Origin of the sequence: Burkholderia sp. AU16482 (assembly GCF_002223285.1) — a bacterium.
GTDB classification, from domain to species: Bacteria; Pseudomonadota; Gammaproteobacteria; order Burkholderiales; family Burkholderiaceae; genus Burkholderia; species Burkholderia semiarida.
Genome location: NZ_NKEY01000006.1, coordinates 1,537,367 through 1,555,954 on the forward strand (window position 1 = coordinate 1,537,367; position 18,588 = coordinate 1,555,954).

Annotated in this window: 19 protein-coding genes; 9 read left to right on the forward strand and 10 right to left on the reverse strand. The window is 68.9% G+C overall.

What is annotated here, in order from left to right; genetic code table 11:
• Positions 1-4: 4 nt before the first annotated feature.
• Positions 5-706 carry a DUF2848 domain-containing protein gene (locus CFB35_RS24335; protein ID WP_089465654.1) on the forward strand — a complete coding sequence of 234 codons (702 nt, stop codon included), beginning with the start codon at positions 5-7 and terminating at the stop codon, positions 704-706.
• A 365-nt stretch (positions 707-1,071) separates the two neighbouring features.
• On the opposite strand, the gene CFB35_RS24340 is transcribed toward CFB35_RS24335, so the two are convergent.
• Entirely contained in the window at positions 1,072-2,049 is a 978-nt protein-coding gene (locus CFB35_RS24340) for an NAD-dependent epimerase/dehydratase family protein (protein WP_060310682.1), read from the reverse strand.
• Positions 2,050-2,148: 99 nt separating this feature from the next.
• On the opposite strand from CFB35_RS24340, the gene CFB35_RS24345 reads away from it, so the two are divergent.
• Positions 2,149-3,051: a LysR family transcriptional regulator gene (locus tag CFB35_RS24345; protein ID WP_089465655.1), complete on the forward strand. Its 903-nt coding sequence runs from the start codon at positions 2,149-2,151 to the stop codon at positions 3,049-3,051.
• A gap of 85 nt (positions 3,052-3,136) precedes the next feature.
• On the opposite strand, the gene CFB35_RS24350 is transcribed toward CFB35_RS24345, so the two are convergent.
• The gene (locus CFB35_RS24350; protein ID WP_060310681.1) at positions 3,137-4,009 is read right to left on the reverse strand and encodes a LysR family transcriptional regulator; all 873 of its coding nucleotides are present in this window, start codon (positions 4,007-4,009) and stop codon (positions 3,137-3,139) included.
• A gap of 144 nt (positions 4,010-4,153) precedes the next feature.
• Here CFB35_RS24350 and CFB35_RS24355 point away from each other — a divergent pair, with 144 nt between their 5' ends.
• Positions 4,154-5,611, forward strand: a complete 1,458-nt coding sequence (locus CFB35_RS24355; protein ID WP_089465656.1) for an MFS transporter — start codon at positions 4,154-4,156, stop codon at positions 5,609-5,611.
• A 90-nt stretch (positions 5,612-5,701) separates the two neighbouring features.
• Here CFB35_RS24355 and CFB35_RS24360 read toward each other — a convergent pair whose 3' ends face one another.
• Positions 5,702-5,899: an oxidoreductase-like domain-containing protein gene (locus tag CFB35_RS24360; protein ID WP_060310679.1), complete on the reverse strand. Its 198-nt coding sequence runs from the start codon at positions 5,897-5,899 to the stop codon at positions 5,702-5,704.
• A gap of 167 nt (positions 5,900-6,066) precedes the next feature.
• Between CFB35_RS24360 and CFB35_RS24365 the strand changes: the two genes are divergently transcribed.
• Positions 6,067-6,489, forward strand: coding sequence for a RidA family protein (locus tag CFB35_RS24365; protein WP_059584786.1), 423 nt, complete (start codon positions 6,067-6,069; stop codon positions 6,487-6,489).
• Positions 6,490-6,566: 77 nt separating this feature from the next.
• Here CFB35_RS24365 and creD read toward each other — a convergent pair whose 3' ends face one another.
• The 4 genes from creD to CFB35_RS24385 form a co-directional block, all read right to left on the reverse strand.
• The gene (creD, locus tag CFB35_RS24370; protein WP_089465657.1) at positions 6,567-7,955 is read right to left on the reverse strand and encodes a cell envelope integrity protein CreD; all 1,389 of its coding nucleotides are present in this window, start codon (positions 7,953-7,955) and stop codon (positions 6,567-6,569) included.
• 105 nt (positions 7,956-8,060) lie between these two features.
• Positions 8,061-9,530: a two-component system sensor histidine kinase CreC gene (creC, locus tag CFB35_RS24375; RefSeq protein WP_060009283.1), complete on the reverse strand. Its 1,470-nt coding sequence runs from the start codon at positions 9,528-9,530 to the stop codon at positions 8,061-8,063.
• Between the two features lie 15 nt (positions 9,531-9,545).
• Positions 9,546-10,259, reverse strand: coding sequence for a two-component system response regulator CreB (creB, locus tag CFB35_RS24380; protein ID WP_089465658.1), 714 nt, complete (start codon positions 10,257-10,259; stop codon positions 9,546-9,548).
• A gap of 126 nt (positions 10,260-10,385) precedes the next feature.
• The gene (locus CFB35_RS24385; protein WP_089465659.1) at positions 10,386-11,099 is read right to left on the reverse strand and encodes an SDR family NAD(P)-dependent oxidoreductase; all 714 of its coding nucleotides are present in this window, start codon (positions 11,097-11,099) and stop codon (positions 10,386-10,388) included.
• 406 nt (positions 11,100-11,505) lie between these two features.
• Here CFB35_RS24385 and CFB35_RS24390 point away from each other — a divergent pair, with 406 nt between their 5' ends.
• Positions 11,506-12,213: a dihydrodipicolinate reductase C-terminal domain-containing protein gene (locus CFB35_RS24390; protein ID WP_089465660.1), complete on the forward strand. Its 708-nt coding sequence runs from the start codon at positions 11,506-11,508 to the stop codon at positions 12,211-12,213.
• A gap of 95 nt (positions 12,214-12,308) precedes the next feature.
• Here CFB35_RS24390 and CFB35_RS24395 read toward each other — a convergent pair whose 3' ends face one another.
• Together CFB35_RS24395 and CFB35_RS24400 are read right to left on the reverse strand one after the other, a co-directional pair.
• Complete coding sequence (locus tag CFB35_RS24395) at positions 12,309-13,118, reverse strand: SDR family oxidoreductase (protein ID WP_089465661.1); 810 nt, start codon at positions 13,116-13,118, stop codon at positions 12,309-12,311.
• On the reverse strand, positions 13,115-13,948 hold the full coding sequence (locus CFB35_RS24400) for a molybdenum cofactor biosynthesis F family protein (protein WP_060968949.1): 834 nt from the start codon (positions 13,946-13,948) through the stop codon (positions 13,115-13,117). Before CFB35_RS24400 ends, CFB35_RS24395 begins: the two co-directional genes overlap by 4 nt.
• A gap of 170 nt (positions 13,949-14,118) precedes the next feature.
• On the opposite strand from CFB35_RS24400, the gene CFB35_RS24405 reads away from it, so the two are divergent.
• From CFB35_RS24405 to CFB35_RS24415, 3 genes are all read left to right on the forward strand, one after another.
• Positions 14,119-14,913: an AraC family transcriptional regulator gene (locus CFB35_RS24405; protein ID WP_089465662.1), complete on the forward strand. Its 795-nt coding sequence runs from the start codon at positions 14,119-14,121 to the stop codon at positions 14,911-14,913.
• Positions 14,914-15,096: 183 nt separating this feature from the next.
• On the forward strand, positions 15,097-16,029 hold the full coding sequence (locus tag CFB35_RS24410; protein WP_089465794.1) for a DMT family transporter: 933 nt from the start codon (positions 15,097-15,099) through the stop codon (positions 16,027-16,029).
• 200 nt (positions 16,030-16,229) lie between these two features.
• Positions 16,230-16,778, forward strand: coding sequence for a hypothetical protein (locus tag CFB35_RS24415; RefSeq protein WP_059584770.1), 549 nt, complete (start codon positions 16,230-16,232; stop codon positions 16,776-16,778).
• Between the two features lie 94 nt (positions 16,779-16,872).
• On the opposite strand, the gene CFB35_RS24420 is transcribed toward CFB35_RS24415, so the two are convergent.
• Positions 16,873-17,007 carry an entericidin A/B family lipoprotein gene (locus CFB35_RS24420; RefSeq protein ID WP_006485835.1) on the reverse strand — a complete coding sequence of 45 codons (135 nt, stop codon included), beginning with the start codon at positions 17,005-17,007 and terminating at the stop codon, positions 16,873-16,875.
• Positions 17,008-17,238: 231 nt separating this feature from the next.
• Here CFB35_RS24420 and CFB35_RS24425 point away from each other — a divergent pair, with 231 nt between their 5' ends.
• On the forward strand, positions 17,239-18,534 hold the full coding sequence (locus CFB35_RS24425) for an aspartate carbamoyltransferase (RefSeq protein WP_089465663.1): 1,296 nt from the start codon (positions 17,239-17,241) through the stop codon (positions 18,532-18,534).
• The last annotated feature ends 54 nt before the right edge of the window (positions 18,535-18,588 follow it).

The following is an 18,588-nucleotide window of genomic DNA, read 5'->3' on the forward strand; positions in this document are numbered from 1 at the left end:
CCGCATGCCAACCCTGTCGTTCAACGTGATTTCCCTCCAACACGCGCCGGCCGCCGTCGACGTCGACATCGAGCGCGTCGTGATCGCCGGCTGGGCCGGACGCGACCCGGCCGCGATCCACGCGCATATCGACGAACTCGCGGCGCTCGGCGTCGCGCCGCCGTCGACCACGCCGTGCTTCTATCGCGTGTCGGCCGCGCTGCTTACGCAGGCACCGTCGATCGGCGTGCTCGGCGCGCGCTCGGGCGGCGAGATCGAATGCGTGCTGGTCGACAGCCCGGCCGGCACGCTCGTCACGGTCGGCTCCGATCACACGGATCGCGAAGTGGAGGCGTACGGCGTGGCCGTGTCGAAGCAGGTGTGCGCGAAGCCGCTCGGCCGCGACGCGTGGCGTCATGCGGATGTCGCCGATCACTGGGATGCGCTCGAGATGCGCTCGTGGCTGATCGCGCGCGACGGCGAGCGGACGGCGTACCAGCACGGCCCGGTCAGCGGCCTGCTCGCGCCCGACGTGCTGTGGCAGCGGTTCGACGGTCGCCGCACGATGCCCGCGCGCTGCGCGATGTATGGCGGGACCGTCGCCGTGCATGGCGCGATCGCGGCAATGGGCGACGGCGATGCGTTCGAAATGGAACTGCACGATCCGGTGCTCGGGCGCAGTCTCACGCATCGCTATGCAGTCGAGGTGTTGCCGGTCGTCGCGTAACGGCAAGCCGTGACGGCAAGCGGAAAACCGCACGGGGCACGGGCACGACGGCATTCAGGCGTCGCGCCTGTTCCTACCTGTACGACTCAAAGCAGTGGTAGTCCGGAAAGTTGAACTGCGAGTTGCCGCAATACAGCACGCCGGCCAGGTTCGTACATCCACTCAATGTGAACATGATTGCTCCCGCAACCGACATTTTCCACCCGAAGTACCCCATCGCGCCCCCGTTTTCGCGTTATCGGCATTGCCCGACATGATGCGCATCGGACGCACGCGGGTATGTGGAGAATTGTGGTCCCGCGGCTTCTTCGGTTCGGCACGACGCGTTTCCGTGCGGGGGCGCAGCCTGTACTGCCTGCCGTTGCTCACCCGAGACAACCGAGCCCCGCCAGCGTCGCCTCCACCGCCGTATCGAGCGGCGTCACCGGCTCGCGGCCGAGCACCGCGGTCACGCGCGCGTTGTCCATCCTGATCGGTTCGCGCCACAGGTAGCGCATCTCGAGCAATTCGCGCAGCGTCGTCACGAACGGCGCGGCAACCCACACGAGCCACCACGGAAAATCGCGCAGCGCCGGCCGCATGCCGTGCCGCTGCGCGACGCGTTGCACGGCCCGCGCCATCTGCATGCCGTCTTCGTCCCAATGCCCGCCCAGATGGAAACGCGCGAACGGCTCCAGCGTCTCCCGCCGCTCGATCAGCTCGACCATCGTGCGGGCCACGTCCGGCACATACGCCCATTGATGGCCAACGCCGCGGCTCGGCACGCTGATGGCCGCGACGGGCCGCCCCGGCTTGACCAGCCCCTGCGAGAACCAGCTGTTGCCGAGTTGCGGCCCGAAGAAATCGCCGGCGCGCACGACGATCGTCCGCACGCCGTGCGCGCTGGCGTCCTGCAGCCGCCGCTCCAGTTCGACGCGGATCGCGCCCTTGCGGGTCGCCGGATGCTGCGGCGCATCTTCCCGCAGCACCGGAAATGCATCGGCGCCGAAGTTGTAGACCGTGCCCGGCAGCACGACGGTCGCCTGCGCGGCCCGGGCCGCCGCGATCGTGTTGTCGATCATCGGCAGCACCTGCGTGGCCCAGTTCCGGTATCCGGGCGGGTTCACCGCATGCACGATCACGCTGCAGCCGCGGGCGGCGCGCACCACTGCATCGCGATCCAGCGCGTCTCCGCGCACCCAGGCGATGCCGTCGCGCTCCACGCCCTCGGCATCGAGCCCGCGCTTGAGCGCACGCACCTGCCAGCCCGCATCGCGCAACTGCCGCGCGACTTCCCCGCCGATCCCGCCGCTCGCGCCGAGCACGAGCGCCTGCCGTTGCATCCCGCTTGCGTTTGCCGTCATTGCCGCTCTCCTTGAATGAAACCATCACGACACGCATTCTGCGGCGCCGCCTGCTATCAAGGAATTGCCGAACCCAGTCGATCAGCTATACATTTATGCATGACCACCGATCTGAACTGGGAACGCTACCGCACCTTCCTCGCGGTGCTGACTGAAGGCTCGCTGTCCGGCGCGGCCCGCGCGCTCGGCATCACGCAGCCGACGGCCGGCCGCCATGTCGCGGCGCTCGAAGCCGCGTTCGGCCAGACGCTGTTCACGCGGTCGCCGTCGGGCCTGCTGCCGACCGAGGCGGCGCTCGCGCTGCGCGGCCATGCGGAGGCGCTGCGCAGCGCGGCGGCCGCGTTCGAGCGCGCGGCGGCCAGCCACGGCGCCGGCGTGCGCGGCATCGTGCGGATCTCGGCCAGCGACGTGATCGCCGTCGAGGTGCTGCCGCCGATGCTCGCGCAATTGCGGCGCGACCATCCGGGGCTCGTGATCGAACTGGTGCCGACCGACCGCATCCAGGACGTGCTCAAGCGCGAGGCCGACATCGCGGTCCGGATGGCGCCGCCCGCGCAGGACGCGCTCGTCGCGCGGCGTGTCGGCGAAATCGAGGTCGGACTGTATGCGCGCGACGATTACCTGGCGCACCACGGCGCGCCGGCGACGATCGACGCGCTCGCCCATCACGCGCTGATCGGCTTCGATACGGTCACGCCGTTCATCCGCGCGGCAGGACGCGGCATGCCGCAGTGGCAGCGCGACGCGTTCGCGCTGCGCACCGACAGCAACCTCGCGCAGCTTGCGCTGATCCGCGCCGGCTACGGGATCGGCTTCTGCCAGACGGCGCTCGCGAAACGCGACGCGCGGCTCGTGCGCGTGCTGCCCGACGGGCCCGCGATGCGGCTGGAAACCTGGGTCGTGATGCACGAGGATCTGCGGACGAGCCCGCGCTGCCGGGCCGTGTTCGATGCACTGGCCAACGGGCTGCGTACGTATGCGGACGGTGAGCTCGCCGAGTAGAAAGCGGCGTGCGTGAATCGCGGGGCCGCGCCATTCGTGGATTTTTCCCGGCGAACAGGATGTCCGCGATGCACGCGGCACGGTTTTACATCAGCAATTGACGCGACAGCACCTCGCGCGCCTGGGTGACGGTCTCGCGCTCGCCCGGCAGCGGCGGCGTTAGCGAAAATACCGCGTCGGGCAGCGGCGGCAGCCGGTATTTCGTGCCGAGCCGCATCAGGCCGTCGCCGATCGCCGACGCGCACAGGCAGCCGACCCCGAGCCCCGCCGCGAGCATCGACTGCAACCCCGCGACGCCCGACGCGCTGTGCACGAGCACGTACGGCGTGTGCTGCTCGTCGAGCGAGCGCACCGCGACCTGATGCATCATGCAGTCGTCCGGCAGCAACACGAGCGGCAGCGGTTCGGGCAACTGCTCGGCGAGCGCGGGCGACGCGACCCACGACAGCGGTTCGCGCCGCAGCACCCAGCGCGTATCGGCCGACACCGGCCGGAACGGCCCGCTCGACATGTTCATCACGACGCCCAGATCGATCTGCCCGCGCGCATGCGCCGCTTCGATATCCGCGCTCTTCATCGCGCTCACGTGCAGGCTCAGCTGCGGATAGCACTCACGCAGCCGCGCCAGCATGCCCGCCACTTCGTTCGTGCGGTAGTAGTCGGTGATCGCGACGCGCAACTCGCCCTTGATCGCCTGCCCACGCAGTTCGTCGAACGCGGCCTCGTTCAGCGCGACGATGCGCCGCGCGTGCTGCAACAGCCGCGAGCCGGCCGGCGTCGGCTCGACACCGCGCTTGCTGCGCACGAACAACGGCACGCCCGCGCGCGATTCGAGCTTGCGCACCTGCTCGCTGACCGTCGATTGCGACAGGTGCAGCAGCGGCGCGGCGGCCGTCAGGCTGCCGGCGTCCGCGACCGCCGCGAACGTGCGCAGCTGATCCAGATCGAAACCGCGCATCGCCTTCCTCCATCCATCGAATAACCCGATGGATGCTACCACTCTTTCCCGCTTTTCCGAACCATGAGCGATGACCAGAATATGGGGTCAACGGCCTGCTCGCGTCCATCGCTTATCGGGCCCTCTTTTTTCGGATCTGCTTTCATGACGAACAACACCCTTGCCCCCTGCGCGTCGGCCGGCGCGGCTGCCGCGGCGACGCCCCGCCATCACGGCTGGGCGCTCGTGGTCCTGCTGGTCGGCGCCATTCTGCCGCCGCTCGACTACTTCATCGTGAATCTCGCGCTGCCGGCCATTCGCGACGGCATCGGCGCGCGCCAGGCCGAGTTGCAGCTCGTCGTGTCGGCCTATGCATGCGCGAACGCGGTCGCCCAGATCACCGGCGGGCGGCTCGGCGACCTGTACGGACGCAAACGCATGTTCATGGTCGGCATGGCCGGCTTCGTGCTCGCGTCGACGCTGTGCGGGCTCGCCGACAACGGCACCGTGCTCGTCGGCGGGCGCGTGCTGCAAGGCGTGTTCGCCGCAATCCTCGCGCCGCAGGTGCTCGCGACGATCCGCAGCGTGTTCAGCCCGCACGAACAGGTGCGCGTGATGGGCTTCTACGGGTTCGCGTTCGGCCTGGCGGCCGTGATCGGCCAGCTCGGCGGCGGCGCGCTGATCAGCCTGCATCCGTTCGGGCTCGGCTGGCGCGCGATCTTCCTCGTCAATCTACCGATCGGCATCCTGGCGCTGATCGGCAGCTGGCGCTTCATCCCGGAAAACCGCCCGCCGCGCGGCCAGCGCATCGACGTGCCGGGCACGGTGCTGCTGTCGCTGTTCCTGCTGATGCTCGTGTATCCGCTCACGCACGGCCGCGAAGCCGGCTGGCCGCTATGGATGATCGCGTGCGCCGTCGGCGCGCTGCCGATGCTCGGCGCGCTGCTGACGGTCGAATCGCGCCGGCTCGCGCGCGGCCGCGATCCGCTGCTCGACGTGCGCCTGTTCCGCAACCCGGTCGTCGCGCTCGGGCTCCTGCTCGCGTTCCTGTTCTACATGCTGAGCGCGTTCTTCCTGAGCTACGGGATTTATCTGCAGGGCTGCCTGAACTGGTCGCCGCTCGCGTCCGGGTTCGCGATCCTGCCGCTCGGGCTCGGTTTTCTCGCGAGCCCGCTGCTGATGCCGCGCCTCGTCGCCCGGTTCGGCGCGTATCGCGTGCTCACACTCGGCTTCGCGATGCTCGCGGCCGGCGTCGCGACCGCCGCCACGCTCGCCCGCGACGGCGCGCCCGGGCCCGGCTTCTATGCGGGCATCGCGGCGATCGGCATCGGGCAAGGGCTCGTGCTGCCGTCGGTCGTGCGGATCGTGCTCGCGGAAGTCGACGCGGCCCGCGCGGGCGTGGCGTCGGGAATGGTCAGCGCGATGCTGCAGATCGGCGCGGCGGTCGGCGCCGCGACGATCGGCGGCGTGTTCTTCGCGCGGCTCGGCGTGCATCCGGCCGCGCTCGATTACGTGCAGGGGTTCAGGGTGTCGATGTTCACGCTGACGGCCGTGTTGCTCGGCTGCATCGCGCTGTCGATGGCGCTCGGGCCGCTGCATCGGCGGCTGCATGCGGATACGTGACGCCTGACGCGCGACGGAAATGGCCTCGTCAGTCCAACGCCGGCAACCGATGCGGTGCATGCAATGCATGGCCGCTCGCAGGCATCCGGCTTATTTGCGATGCTCGCGCTGCGCTTGCCGCGCCTCCCATTCGGCCAGCTCGACGCGATAGCGCGCGAGCGCTTCGTCGTACAGGTCGAAGACGCACGGCGAGCAGCCGCTGTTGCAGCAGTCTTCCAGTTCGGGTTGGATAGGCGGGATCGGACGGGGATCGTCGATGGACGGATCTCCGGAAGCTTGGTTAGGCACGGCGTGGTCCGGTAATGTGGAGAGGCGAGTATAGGGCGATCCGGGCCGCCGCCGCTTTCGGCAGGGCTGGCCGTCGACGATGAACGCGTCCACGTTCATCATGGCGCGATCGCCGAACGCGGCACGCCGCTGCGTTACCCCATTTCCGCCCCCACAGGAGCTGCGCGATGGCCGAAGCCGTGAATCCGCCGGAAGTCTGGGCGCCGTTCGGCGCATTCTCGATGGCCGTGATCCAGGGCGACGGCCGGATCGTGCATCTGAAGGGTCAGGTCGCGCTCGACCGCGCCGGGCAGGTCGTCGGCGCCGGCGACATGCGCGCCCAGGTCCGGCAAACGCTCGACAACATCCGTGACGTGCTGGCCGCACTGGGCGGGCAAATGCGCGACGTGATCTCGCTCGTCCATTACGCCATCGACATCGACGCATTCATGCACGCCGGCGACATCCGCAACGCTTATTTCGCCGAACCCTACCCGGTGACGACGACCGTCCAGGTCGAGCGCCTCTACCGTCCCGACCTGCTGATCGAGATCGCGGCCATCGCCGAGATTCCGCTGGCGCGGTTTCGTCGTCCCGGGACGGCCGCATAAAGGGCATCCGGCCCGCCTGAAACCGCGCGCCGGTCGCGACATTCGCGACTGGCGCGCGCTTGCTCGCACCCGCTCGCCTACTTCGCGGGCGTGCCCGGCTTCACCGCGTCCGGTTTGTCGGCCAGCGGCTGCCACGCGGCGCCGAGCGAATACCAGTCGACGCGGCGCGTGAGCGTCATGATGCCGGCGAGGATCGCGAACAGCAGCAGCGAGCCGAGCATCAGCGCATTGTCTTCCGACAGCAGCAGCCCGTAGAGCGCCGCGTACAGCATCGCGAGCAGCGCCGTGAATGTCGCGCCGCGCTTCACGCTGTGCAGCACGAACGACAGGTAGAAGCCGAGTAGCCCGATGCATGCGCCGCTCGCCACGAGATACGCATAGCCGAACGCAATGTGTTCGGACAGGCTCAGCAGCAGCAGGAAGAACAGCGCGAGCGACAGGCCGACCAGCGTGTACTGGATCGGGTGAATGCGCAACCGCTTCGCGAGTTCGTACATGAAGAAGCTCGCGAACGTGAGCATCACGAACAGCGCACCGTATTTCGTCGCGCGTTCGGCCTGCAGATAGACGTTCACGGGTTCGATCACCGACACCGACGCCCTCTCGATCCCACCGTCGCCGTTGCCGGACGCCACTTGCTCGCGCGCCTTCGTGTTGAACGACGTCACGCGCCAGTTGCTGACGAAGCCGCGCGCATCGACCGTGCGCTCGGCCGGCAGGAATTCGCCGCCGAAGCTCGGGTGCGGCCACGTCGATTTCAGCGAGAAGTCGTTCTGGTCGCCCACCGGCGCGAACGCGACCGACTCCGCACCGGCCAGCGGCAGCGCAATGCTGAACGGCACGACCGTCGCCCCCGCGTTTGCGTCCGCCAGCGCCGCGAGATCGACGTTCGCATGCACGCCCTGGCGCAGGCTGTCGAGCCGCGTGCCCTGCTCCACGTCGATCCGCGTGCCGTCGATGCGCAGGTCGGGCTGCGCCTTCAGCCCGCGAAGATCGCCGATGCCGAGCGCGACGTACGCGCCGTCGACCTTGAAGCTCACGTGGCCGTCGGCCTGCGGCAGCTTCTTCAGGTCCGGCAGCGGCAGCGTGCCGGTCATCCGGCTGTCGAGCGCGTACACGAGCGCCTTGTGAATGCCGCGATAGCGCGTGCTGACCGACAGCGTGCCGTCGACGTTCAACGTCTTCGGGAATACGAGCAGCCGTTTCGCCTCGCTTTTCAGGCTGGTTTTCGCCTTGCCGCCGGCCCGCACGTCGTCGCTCACGCGCGTGACTTCCGTGTAACGGACGACGAGCACCGGCCCCGTCACCGTCTGCGGCCCCGCATAGCTCGCCCAGATGCTTTCCAGCGCACTTTGCCGATAGTCGGCGCGTTCCCGCACGATGCTCTGGACCATCTGCAGCGGGATCAGGATCGCCAGCGCGAGAAACGCGGTAATCATGGACTTGAACAACAGGACTCGATTCATTGCTGGCAGGTACCGGAGTGGAAGGTACGGTCAGCATGAGCGGCCCCGGTGAAGGGCGATTGAAGCCGATGTGAAGCGAATGTGTGGTGGGTGTGAAGCGCGCGATCAGCCGGCCGACGGCAGCGTGAGCGTCGCACACGCGCCGCCTTCCGCGCGGTTCGCGAGCGCGACCTGGCCGCGGTGCAGCATCGCGACTTCACGGACGAAACACAGCCCGAGGCCCGTGCTGCGATCCTGCCCGTCGGGCCTCGGCAGCGAATAGAAGCGTTCGAACACGCGCGACAATGCGTAGTCGGGCACGCCGGGGCCGTCGTCCGCGACGCGCACGACCGCGACGTGCGCCCTGCCCGCCGGCTGCCGCTCGAGTGCGATCCGGATGGTGCTGCCCGGCGGCGCGAAATCCAGCGCGTTGTCGAGCAGGTTGCCGAGCGCCTGCCGCAGCAGAAACGGATCGCCGTCGACGACCACCGCATCGGCTCCATCGGCCGCATCCGCCGCACCGTTCGCATCGATCCGCAAGCTCACGCCGCGCTGCCGCGCGCGCGGCTCGATATCGTCGACGAGCTGTTCGAGCACCGGCCGCAGCGCGACCGGTTCGTGCACCGACAGGCGCTGCTTCTGCTCGACCTCGGCCAGCGCGAGCAGCTTGCGGATCATCTGTTCCAAGCGGCCGGCCTGGCGGCGGATGTTCTCGGCGAAGCGCCGGCGGTTCGCGACCGGCATGTCCTCCTGCAACAGCTCGGCCGCGCCGCTGATCGCGGCCAGCGGGCTCTTCATCTCGTGCGTGAGCGTGTGGATATAGGTTTCGACGTATTGCCGGTCTTCCAGCCGCCGATGCATGCTTTCCACCGCGCGCCCGAGCTCGGCCAGCTCGTTCGCGCCCTGCAGCGGCATCGACGCGCGCTCGCCGGCCGCGATCGCGCGCGCATAGCGCTGCAGACGCCGCAGCCCGAGCACCAGCCACCCCGTGCACGCGACGCCGATCAGCATCGCGCCGCCCATCAGCAACGCACCGTACAGCATGATCTTGCGCTGGCTGCGGGCGATGAACGGCGCGACCGTCTGATTCGGTTTCGCGATCGTCAGCACGCCGATGATCTCGTCGCCGCGCCGGATCGGCGCCGCCACGTGCATCACGGTGCTGCCGTCGTCGTTCGGATCGCTGCGCGTGCTGCGCGCGCCGTATTCGCCGCGCAGCGTCCGGTACACGTCGTTCCAGCGCGAGTAGTCCTGCCCGACCGCGCTGCCGGACGAGTCGTAGCGCACGATGCCGTGTGCGTCGGTGATGTAGAGGCGGTAGCCGATCGCGTTCTTCTGGATGCCCCACACGTTCGCGCTGACCGGGCGCTCGTGCAGTTTCCCGAGCTGCCGCGCGAACGCGCCGTCGGCGATATGCCCGTTCGCCATGTCGTCGGCGGCCAGCGTCGCCAGCACCTGCGCGGTGTCGACGAGCGTGTCCTCCATCGCTTCGCGCACGCCGGGCTTCACCTCCTGCACGAACACGCGCAGCGTGATCAGCGCGGCCAGGCCGACGATCAGGAAAAAGCCGAAGAAGATGCGCAGGCCGATATGCATGGGCGGAGCCGATCGTTACGGTTGCAGCGAATAACCCATTCCGCGATGCGTGCGGATCGGGTCGCGCTCGGGATCGATCGCGCGCAGCTTGGCGCGCAGCGTCTTGATATGCGTGTCGACCGTGCGGTCGGCCGAATCGAGCGCTTCGTGCCACACGAGATCCATCAGTTGCTCGCGCGAGTAGATGCGCCCCGGATGCCGGACCAGCAGCGCGAGCAGCCCGAATTCGTAGCGCGTGAGGTCCAGCGCGTGGCCGAGCCACGACACGCGCGCGCCGTCGATGTCGAGCGTGAAGCCGGAGGCAACCGGTGCGCACGCATCGGCCGGCACGGGCGCGGGCACCGGTTCCGGCGTGGCCGCCCGGTGGAAGCGGCGCAGGATCACGCGCACCCGCGCCGCCAGCTCGCGCGGCGAAAACGGCTTGACGACGTAATCGTCGGCGCCGATCTCGAGCCCGACGATCCGGTCGATCTCGTCGTGCCGCGCGGTCAGGAAAATCACCGGGATATCGGTGAACGTGCGCAGCCGCCGGCATACCTCGAAGCCGCTGAGGTCCGGCAGGCCGACGTCGAGCACCACGAGATCGACACGCGTGTCGCGCAGATGACCGAGCGCCGCCTGCCCGAGCGTGCAGTGCATGGTCTGCATGCCGTCGGTGCCGAGGGCATAGACGATCGTGTCCGCGATCGCCTGTTCGTCTTCGACGATCAGGATGGTGGGCTGGGTCATGGCCTCGGATTCGGGTCTCGTATTCGGTCTCGGATTCGGGTCTCGGGTTCGGGTCTCGGGTTCGGGTCGCGCGATCCGGTGCGACATTGTACGCACGGCCGGACCCGGCGAGCCCTCCCCGGCGCACTACGCGACGCGCCCGCTCACCGGAATCGACGCACCGGTGATCGCCTGCGCGTCGGGCGACAGCAGGAATCCGATCGTCGCCGCGAGCTGTTCCGGGCGGACCCAGCGCGAGAAGTCGGCGTCGGGCATGTCCTTGCGGTTCGGCGGCGTGTCGATGATGCTCGGCAACAGCGCGTTCACGGTCACGCCGCGATCGAGCAGCTCCGCCGCGAGCGCCTCGGTGAGCCGCGCGACACCCGCCTTCGCGGCCGCATACGCGCCCATCCCCGCGCCGGCCTTGAACGCCGTGCCCGCGCCGATGTTGACGATGCGGCCGGCCTGGCTCGCCACCAGGTATGGCAGCGCGGCCTTCGACGCATTCAGCGCCGTCTTCACGTTCAGTTCGTACATGCGGTCCCACGTGGCGGCATCGCCGTCGGCGATCGTCTGCCACACGAATGCGCCGGCGATGTTCAGCAGCGCGTCGACCCGGCCGAATTCGCGATTGACCGTTTCGAGCGCCTGCACGGCGGCCCGCGGATCGACGAGATCGATGCCGCCGATGCGTAGCGCATCGGCCGGCACGCCGGGCAGCGCCTGCGCCGCCGGAGCCGCGCCGCGGCCGATCAGCGCGACGCGGGCGCCGCGCTCGCCGAGCCACGCGGCCGTCGCGACGCCCAGATGACCGAAGCCGCCGGTGATCGCGACTGCCTTGCCTTTCAGGTGGTGTTCCATCGATGTGTTCTCCTGGATCGAGGGTGATGGGTTGAAATGCCGACAGCGTAGCGCCGTTCACGCGTTCGTGCGCACGGCGATGAGGGTGCCGTAATGCGGTTTCGGCCGTTTCGCTTTGGTTGCGCGGGAGCCCGCCCGGCGGCGTCAGGAAGCGGATCGCGGCCCACACGCCGCGGGGCATCGCAACATCGCGGGAGAGATCGGTTGCCGAGGATTGCCGAGGGTTGGACGTCGGCGAGCCTATGCGCCGCGGCACCCCATGCCCGGCCCGACAAGCGCGCCAACGGACAGCCGGGCATAATGCGCGATGTCCGCCAGGCGCGGCGCGCGGCACGACAACCAAGCCCGCCTGCCCGACGGCATGTACCACCGCCGACTCGCCTCCCCAATCTCAACCGTCAATCCCATGCAAGTACTCGTCATCGGAACCGGCAAGCTCGCCAACGAGTTGCTCGGCTCGCACACGCTCGACCCGGCCGCCTGCCGCGTGATGCCGTGGCCGGACAGCGCGCGAGCCGACGCCCGACGTAGCGACGCCCGACATACCGACGCCCGAACGATCGTCGTCCATGCCGGCTCGGGCCGCGAACTCCCCGACGCGATCGCATTCTGCCAGGCCACCGCGTCGCCGCTCGTCGAGTTGTCGACCGGCTCCGACCTCGAAACGGGGACGTACGGTTTTCCGGTCGTGCTGTGCCCGAACACGAACATCCTGATGCTGAAGTTCATGTGCATGCTCGAAGCCAGCGGCCACCTGTTTCGCGACTGCGAGATCGGTGTGACGGAGTCGCATCAGGCCGGCAAGACGTCCGTCCCCGGCACGGCCGTCGGTATCGCCCAATCGCTCGGCGTACGGCCGGAAGACATCCGCTCCGTGCGCGACCCGGCCGTGCAGCGCAGCGAATTCGGCATCCCCGACGATCGGCTCGGCCGCCATGCGGTTCACCGGATACGCATCGACGACGGCGCATGCAGCCTGCAGTTCGAATCGCGCGTATCCGGCGCGACACCCTATGCGGATGGCGTATCGCGCATCGTCGAAGCCGTCCGGCAGCACGATCTCGAGCATCGCCGCTATTCGATCGTCGAGTTCATCCGCAACGGCTGGCTGTAGTCGCGGCACGGCGTGCGGCACGTGCCCTCATGATACGGGCCGTCCGCAGATGCCCGCACGGCCTCGCCGAAACCGATGCCCGCGCTGGCTCACCGCTACCCGTTGCCCAGCACCGCCCCGCTCTCCGGCAAGGTCGCGCCGCCGTCGACGACGATCGTCTGCCCGGTGATGTACGCCGCGTCGGCCGATGCAAGAAACAGCATCGCGTTCGCGATGTCCTCGGGCTCGCCCATCCGCGCGAGCGGAATGTCGCGCGCGATCTGCGCGGCGACGGACGCGTCGCCGAGATTGCCGGCCGCCGGCGTGCGGATCATCCCCGGTTCGACGCCGTTGACCGTCACGTTGCGGCACGCCAGCTCCAGCGCCGCCGCGCGAATGAAGCCGTTCACGCCGGCCTTCGACGCCGCGTAATGCGCGAGCCCCGGATAGACGACGCGCGGCCCCGTCACCGACGACGTGACGAGCAGCCGCCCGGCCCCCGCGCGCTCGAAGGCCGGCAACGCGGCCTGCGCAAGCCAGAACAGCGCCGACAGGTTGACCGACAGCGTGCGCTCGAGCGTCGGCTCGTCGATCCGCGCGAACGGCGTCAATGGAAAATACGCGGCATTGTGAACGACGACATCGAGCCGGCCACCGTCGCGCTCGACCGCCGCAACGAGCGCATCCAGTTCGTCCCGGCTCGCGGCATCGACCCGATACGCGCGCGCTTCGCCGCCCGCGCTCGCCAGCGCGTCGGCCTGCACGGCCGCCGCGTCGCCGTTCAGGTCGGCCACGGCGACGAATGCGCCGGATTCCGCGAAACGGCGCGCGATCGCCGCGCCGATTCCTTGCGCGGCGCCCGTGACGAGCACGACGCGCCCGCTGAAATCCGCATGCAGGCGGCCGCTGCCCCGCACGGCAGTCATCGCTGCGCCTCGTCGCCGAGCGGATGCACGGTTTCGTTCAGCACCTGCGCGTAAGCGCCGACCGGGAAATTCGACAGCGTGCCGAAATCGCCGCCCTGATAGCCGAAGATCTTGCCGTCGGTCTTGCGTTGCGCGAGGTCGATCAGCACGACGCCGAGCGTCGGCACCACCTTTTCGCGCCACACGAACAGATACAGCTCGTCCGCAATCTTGAAGTAATGACAGCGGTCGACATCGGCCAGCCCGCCTTCGACGCCCTGCAGACACTGCCATGCGTAGAAATTCTCGTTCAGGTAGATGTGCTCGTAGCATTCGGTCGGGCTGTAGCGATACATCGTGCGTTTGCCGATCAGCTCGCGCGTGGGCGCGTGAAGCGGGCCCGGCTCGGCGTGGCCGCCGAGCGTGCCGTGTCGGAATTGCGCGTCGACGGCCGTCAGCGGCAGCCCACGCGCGACGCGCGTGAACGCATCGATGCGCGTGTCGGCTTCCGTCGGCAACGTACCGACGACCGACGTCCACACGCCGTTGTCGAGATCGATCACGAGGCTGACCGATGTCGCCCGAGCGGTGGCATCGATGTAGTCGACGAAGTACAGCCCGTCGCGCAGCCGCGTCACGCGGCACGGCGCGCGGCCGCCCGTATCGGCCACCGCGTCGCGCCACTGCAGCGCGCCCGGCTCGAACGTATGGACGCGCCACGCGCCCGATGCGTCGACGAGCGTCAGCGTCCGCCCGACGAGCGCGTCGACGGATGCGAGGATGTTCGCCTCGGGCGCGAAGCCGTCCGCGAGCGCACCCACCTGAATGAATACCGGATCCTGTCGTTCCACCTGCCGCCTCCCGCGCAGCCTCAGGCCCGGCGGGCCGTGTACGCTGCTCATGCGCACATGGTGCGGGCTGCGCGCGCCGCGCGGTATCGGCCAAAAGGATGAAGGGCGCGCGGCGCCGGAACACGCTAAAGTGCACGTGATCCGCGCCGCCCCCGGCACGAGGAGCGCACATGCACCGTGTCATCCATTACCGACGCACCGGCGAAGGCATCGAGGCAATCAGCCTCGAGTCCGACCGCGCGTTTCCGCGCCACGCGCACGACGAATTCGGGGTCGGTGTGATCGTCAGCGGTGCGCACCGGTCGTGGAGCGGCCGCGGTCAGGTCGACGCGCTCGCAGGCGACGCGATCATGGTCAACCCGGGCGAGGTGCACGACGGCTCGCCGCTCGAAGCCGGCACCGGGCGGCGCTGGCGGATGCTCTATCTCGCCCCCGCACTGGTCGCGAGCGTCGCGGCGGAAGAAGGCCTCGGCGGCGTCGAGCTTGCGCATCCGGCCGTGCGCGACACGCGGCTTGCGGCCGCCGTCGGCCGGCTGCATGCGCGCATCGTCGCAGGCGAAACCCAGCCGCTGGCCCGCGACGAAGCGCTCGTCATGCTCGTCGCCGGGTTGCTCGCCCGGCACGCAAGCCGCACGCTGCCGGCGGCCGGCGTCGCGCCGGCGGTCCACGTCGCGCGGGAGCGGCTCGACGCGGCGCCGGCCGCACCCGTGTCGCTCGCCGAGCTGGCGGACCTGAGCGGCGTGAGCCGCTTCCAGTTGCTGCGCGGCTTTGCACGCGAGCTCGGCATCACGCCGCATGCATACCTGGTTCAGTCGCGCACGCGGCTGGCGCGCGCGCTGCTGGCCAGCGGCCTGCCGATCGCCGATGCCGCGGCCGAAGCCGGCTTCGCCGATCAGAGCCACCTGACGCGCGCATTCGCGCGCCAGTTCGGCATCACGCCGGGGCGGTTCACGCAGGCGGGTTGAGTAACGCCGTCGGCCGCGCAGCGCCGCAGGCGCCGGGCGCACTGCGTTCGAAAGCGACTACCCCCTCGAAGGCCGCCGCGACCTGTTGCGTCAGCGCAAGCCGACGGTTCACCACCTTCAGTCCGTCCCTGGCTGCAATTTCGTTCAAGACGCACGCTGCCGCCATACACGACGATGCAGCGCATGAAGACACGACTGATCGGCTATCTCTATCTCGCCGCCGCGATGGCGGGCGTCGGCAGCACCGTCATCGCGAGTCGTCTCGCGGCCGGCGGCCTGCCGCCGTTCGCGGCCACCGCGCTGCGCTTCCTGATCGCGACCCCGTTGCTGTTCGCGATGATGCGCGCGCAGCGCATGCGCTGGCCGCGCATCTCCGCACGCGATGCCGTGCTGCTCGTCATTCAGGCGGCGGCGGGCGGCGTCGGCTATACGGTGCTGCTGATCAGCGGCACGAAGCTGTCGTCGCCGCTCGATGCCGGCGTGATGCTCGGCACGTTGCCGGCCATGTCGACGCTGATCGCGGCCGTCGTGCTGCGCGAGCGGCAGACGCCGCGCGACTGGCTGGCCGCCGCGCTCGCCACGGCCGGCGTGCTGTTCGTCACGTTCGCGCCGGGCCATGCGATGCCGTCGCTCCAAACGCTCGTTGGCGATGCGCTGGTGCTGGCGGCCGTCGCATGCGAAGCGGTCTTCATCCTGCTCAACCGTCGGCTTGCCGCGCCGTTGCCGCCGCTTGCGCTATCCACCGCGATGTCGGGCCTCGGCTTCGTGCTCGCACTCGTGCCGGCCGCGTTCGAATGGCATGCGGTGGCGAGCGGCTGGACCGTCGGCGCCGTGTCGGCGATCGTCTACTACGCATTGATTCCGACCGTGCTGGGTTACCTGTGCTGGTATGCGGGCTCGGCGCGCACGAGCGGCACCGAGGCGGCCCTGTTCACCGCGATCGCGCCGGTTTCGGCCGTGCTGTTCGCGGTCGCGCTGTTCGGCGAAACGCTGACCGGCACACGTGTCGCCGGCATCGCGCTCGTCGTCGCCGGCATGCTCGTAGGCGCGACGCGACGGCGGGAGCCGCCCGTCGAATCGCGCGCCGCGCTCGCCGCGCAGGCCGCCGCCGACTGACTCGCGTTCGTCGCGTCCCCGCGGAGACGGCGGCGCCTCCGTCGACGTCGCGGCGCTCGTCGATCCAGCCTTTCCGTCACATGGCGGGCGACTGTAGGAATGTGTCCGCGCACCGCAAAACCGTTGCGCACGACTGCGCAAGATGCAATATTCGCGTGGCCGATCCCTTTGACCATCATCGAACAACACTCCGCCACGCAATGAACAGGAAGGAAGCCAAAACAAGAATCGCGGTGCTGCTGTCCGCGGGAACGAGGAAGGCCGACGCACTGGCCGAGCTATCCGGGCAAGGGCTCAAGGATCGCGTGCTCGCGCACCTGATCGCGTCGCGCCCCGACCCTGAACGCTGCCGCAAGAACAAGATACACATCCGGATCCTGATCGCGCTCGGCATCGCGCAGTTGGTCATCAGCCTGATGCTTGCGTACTACTTCCTCGCGTCCGGCGCCGGCGGCGTCCTGGTCACCGCCTTCCTGGCGTTGACCGTGCCGCTGTCGCTGCTGTTCATCTGGGGCTTCGCGACCCATCGTGTCGGCGCATATCACGCGTTCATCCTGCTGTCGCTGCTGCAGATGCCGAAGACCGTCGCCGATCTCGGGCGGGATCCGTCCGCCGCGCTGCCGAGCCTCGCGATCACGGTCGCGCTGGTCGGTTATGTCTGGTTCGTCCGCAACCGGTTGTTCCCCGACTACGGCTGGTTCACGCCGCGCAAGGTCGAGGGCCGCTACGCGTTCGTGGAACGCGCCTGACGCCGGCGGCATCGATTCGTACGCAAAAAAGGCGCCGGGCCGCCCCGCCATCGCGGGAAGGCCCGGCGCCTTCTGCATGCCGGAACCGGTCGGCTTACTTGGCCTTTTCAGCCGAATCGCTGATCGCCTGGCCGCCCTTCGAAATGTCCTGGCCCACGCCGGCGACGGTATTGCAACCGGCGAGCGCGGCGGTCACCACCAGCAGCATTGCAGCAATCGTACGCGTCATTCTCATTCTCCTTCGAATCAACAAGCCCGACCGGGCGAATCGTGTGCGGCGCGGCGCCCGGCACGCTGCCGGACACGGGGCCTGACCTGATTATACGGAGACGCGCGCCGCGCGCCAGTACGGCCCCGCGAGTGTCATACGCGCCACCCGTGCGCGCACAGATTTTTCTTGACTTCATCGCGGCAGAAACTAATATACGCACCGCGTATATTTTCCGCCCAGGAGCCGCCGATGACCGTTCCCCAGCAAGCCTTCCTCCGCGACGCGATGCGCCGCCTCAACATGACCCGCGAGGCATTCGCGAATCGCATCGGCGTCAGCCGCCGCGCGCTGGATACGTGGCTGCTTCCGGACGATTCGCAGGAATCGCGCGGGATGCCCGAGATCGTCGAGCGCTTCGTGTCGGAAATCGTCGAGCGTTCGGCGCCGGATGGCGCAAACTATACGCAAAGCGTAGATAAACAAGGGCTCGCGAAGCAATTCCTGTTCGAAGGCAAGCCGCAATTGATCTCGGTCGACCAGTTTTCGCGGGATTCGGTCGAGGCGCTGTTCCGCGTGGCCGACGTCATGCAGCCGATCGCGCGGCGTCACAAGATTTCACGCGTGCTCGAAGGCGCCGTGCTCGGCAACCTGTTCTTCGAGGCCAGCACGCGCACGCGCGTGTCGTTCGGCGCGGCCTTCTGCCGGCTCGGCGGCTCGGTGTGCGACACGACGGGCTTCACGTTCTCGTCGATGGCGAAGGGCGAATCGATCTACGACACGAGCCGCGTGATGGCCGGCTACGTCGACGCGCTCGTGATCCGCCATCCGGAAAAAGGCTCGGTGGCCGAATTCGCACGGGCGACCAACCTGCCCGTGATCAACGGCGGCGACGGCCCCGGCGAGCACCCGAGCCAGGCGCTGCTCGACCTCTACACGATCCAGCGCGAGTTTTCGCGGCTCGGCAAGATCGTCGACGGCGCGCACATCGCGCTGGTCGGCGACCTGAAGTACGGCCGCACCGTGCACTCGCTCGTCAAGCTGCTCGCGCTGTACCGCGGGCTGAAGTTCACGCTCGTATCGCCGCCGACGCTCGAGATGCCGGCGTACATCGTCGACCAGATCTCGACGAACGGCCACGCGGTCGAGCAGACGAACGATCTCGCGGCGGGCTTGCGCGGCGCGGACGTGGTCTACGCGACGCGGATCCAGAAGGAGCGCTTCACCGACGAGTCGTTCGAAGGCTATACGCCGGATTTCCAGATCAACCAGGCGCTCGTCGACTCGGTGTGCAAGCCCGACACGCTGATCATGCACCCGCTGCCGCGCGACAGCCGGCCCGGCGCGAACGACCTGTCGGTCGACCTGAACCGCGACCCGCGTCTCGCGATCTTCCGGCAGACCGACAACGGCATTCCGGTGCGGATGGCGATCTTCGCGGTGCTGCTGGGCGTCGAGAACCTCGTCCAGCATTCGATGCGCGACGCGACGTGGCGCCCGCCGGCATACCTGGGGCCGGAGGATGCGGTGTTTCACGGAATCGACTGATCTGCGGCCGGTGTCGCGCGCCTGAACGGGAATTTGCTGCAGTTCAAGGGCCGC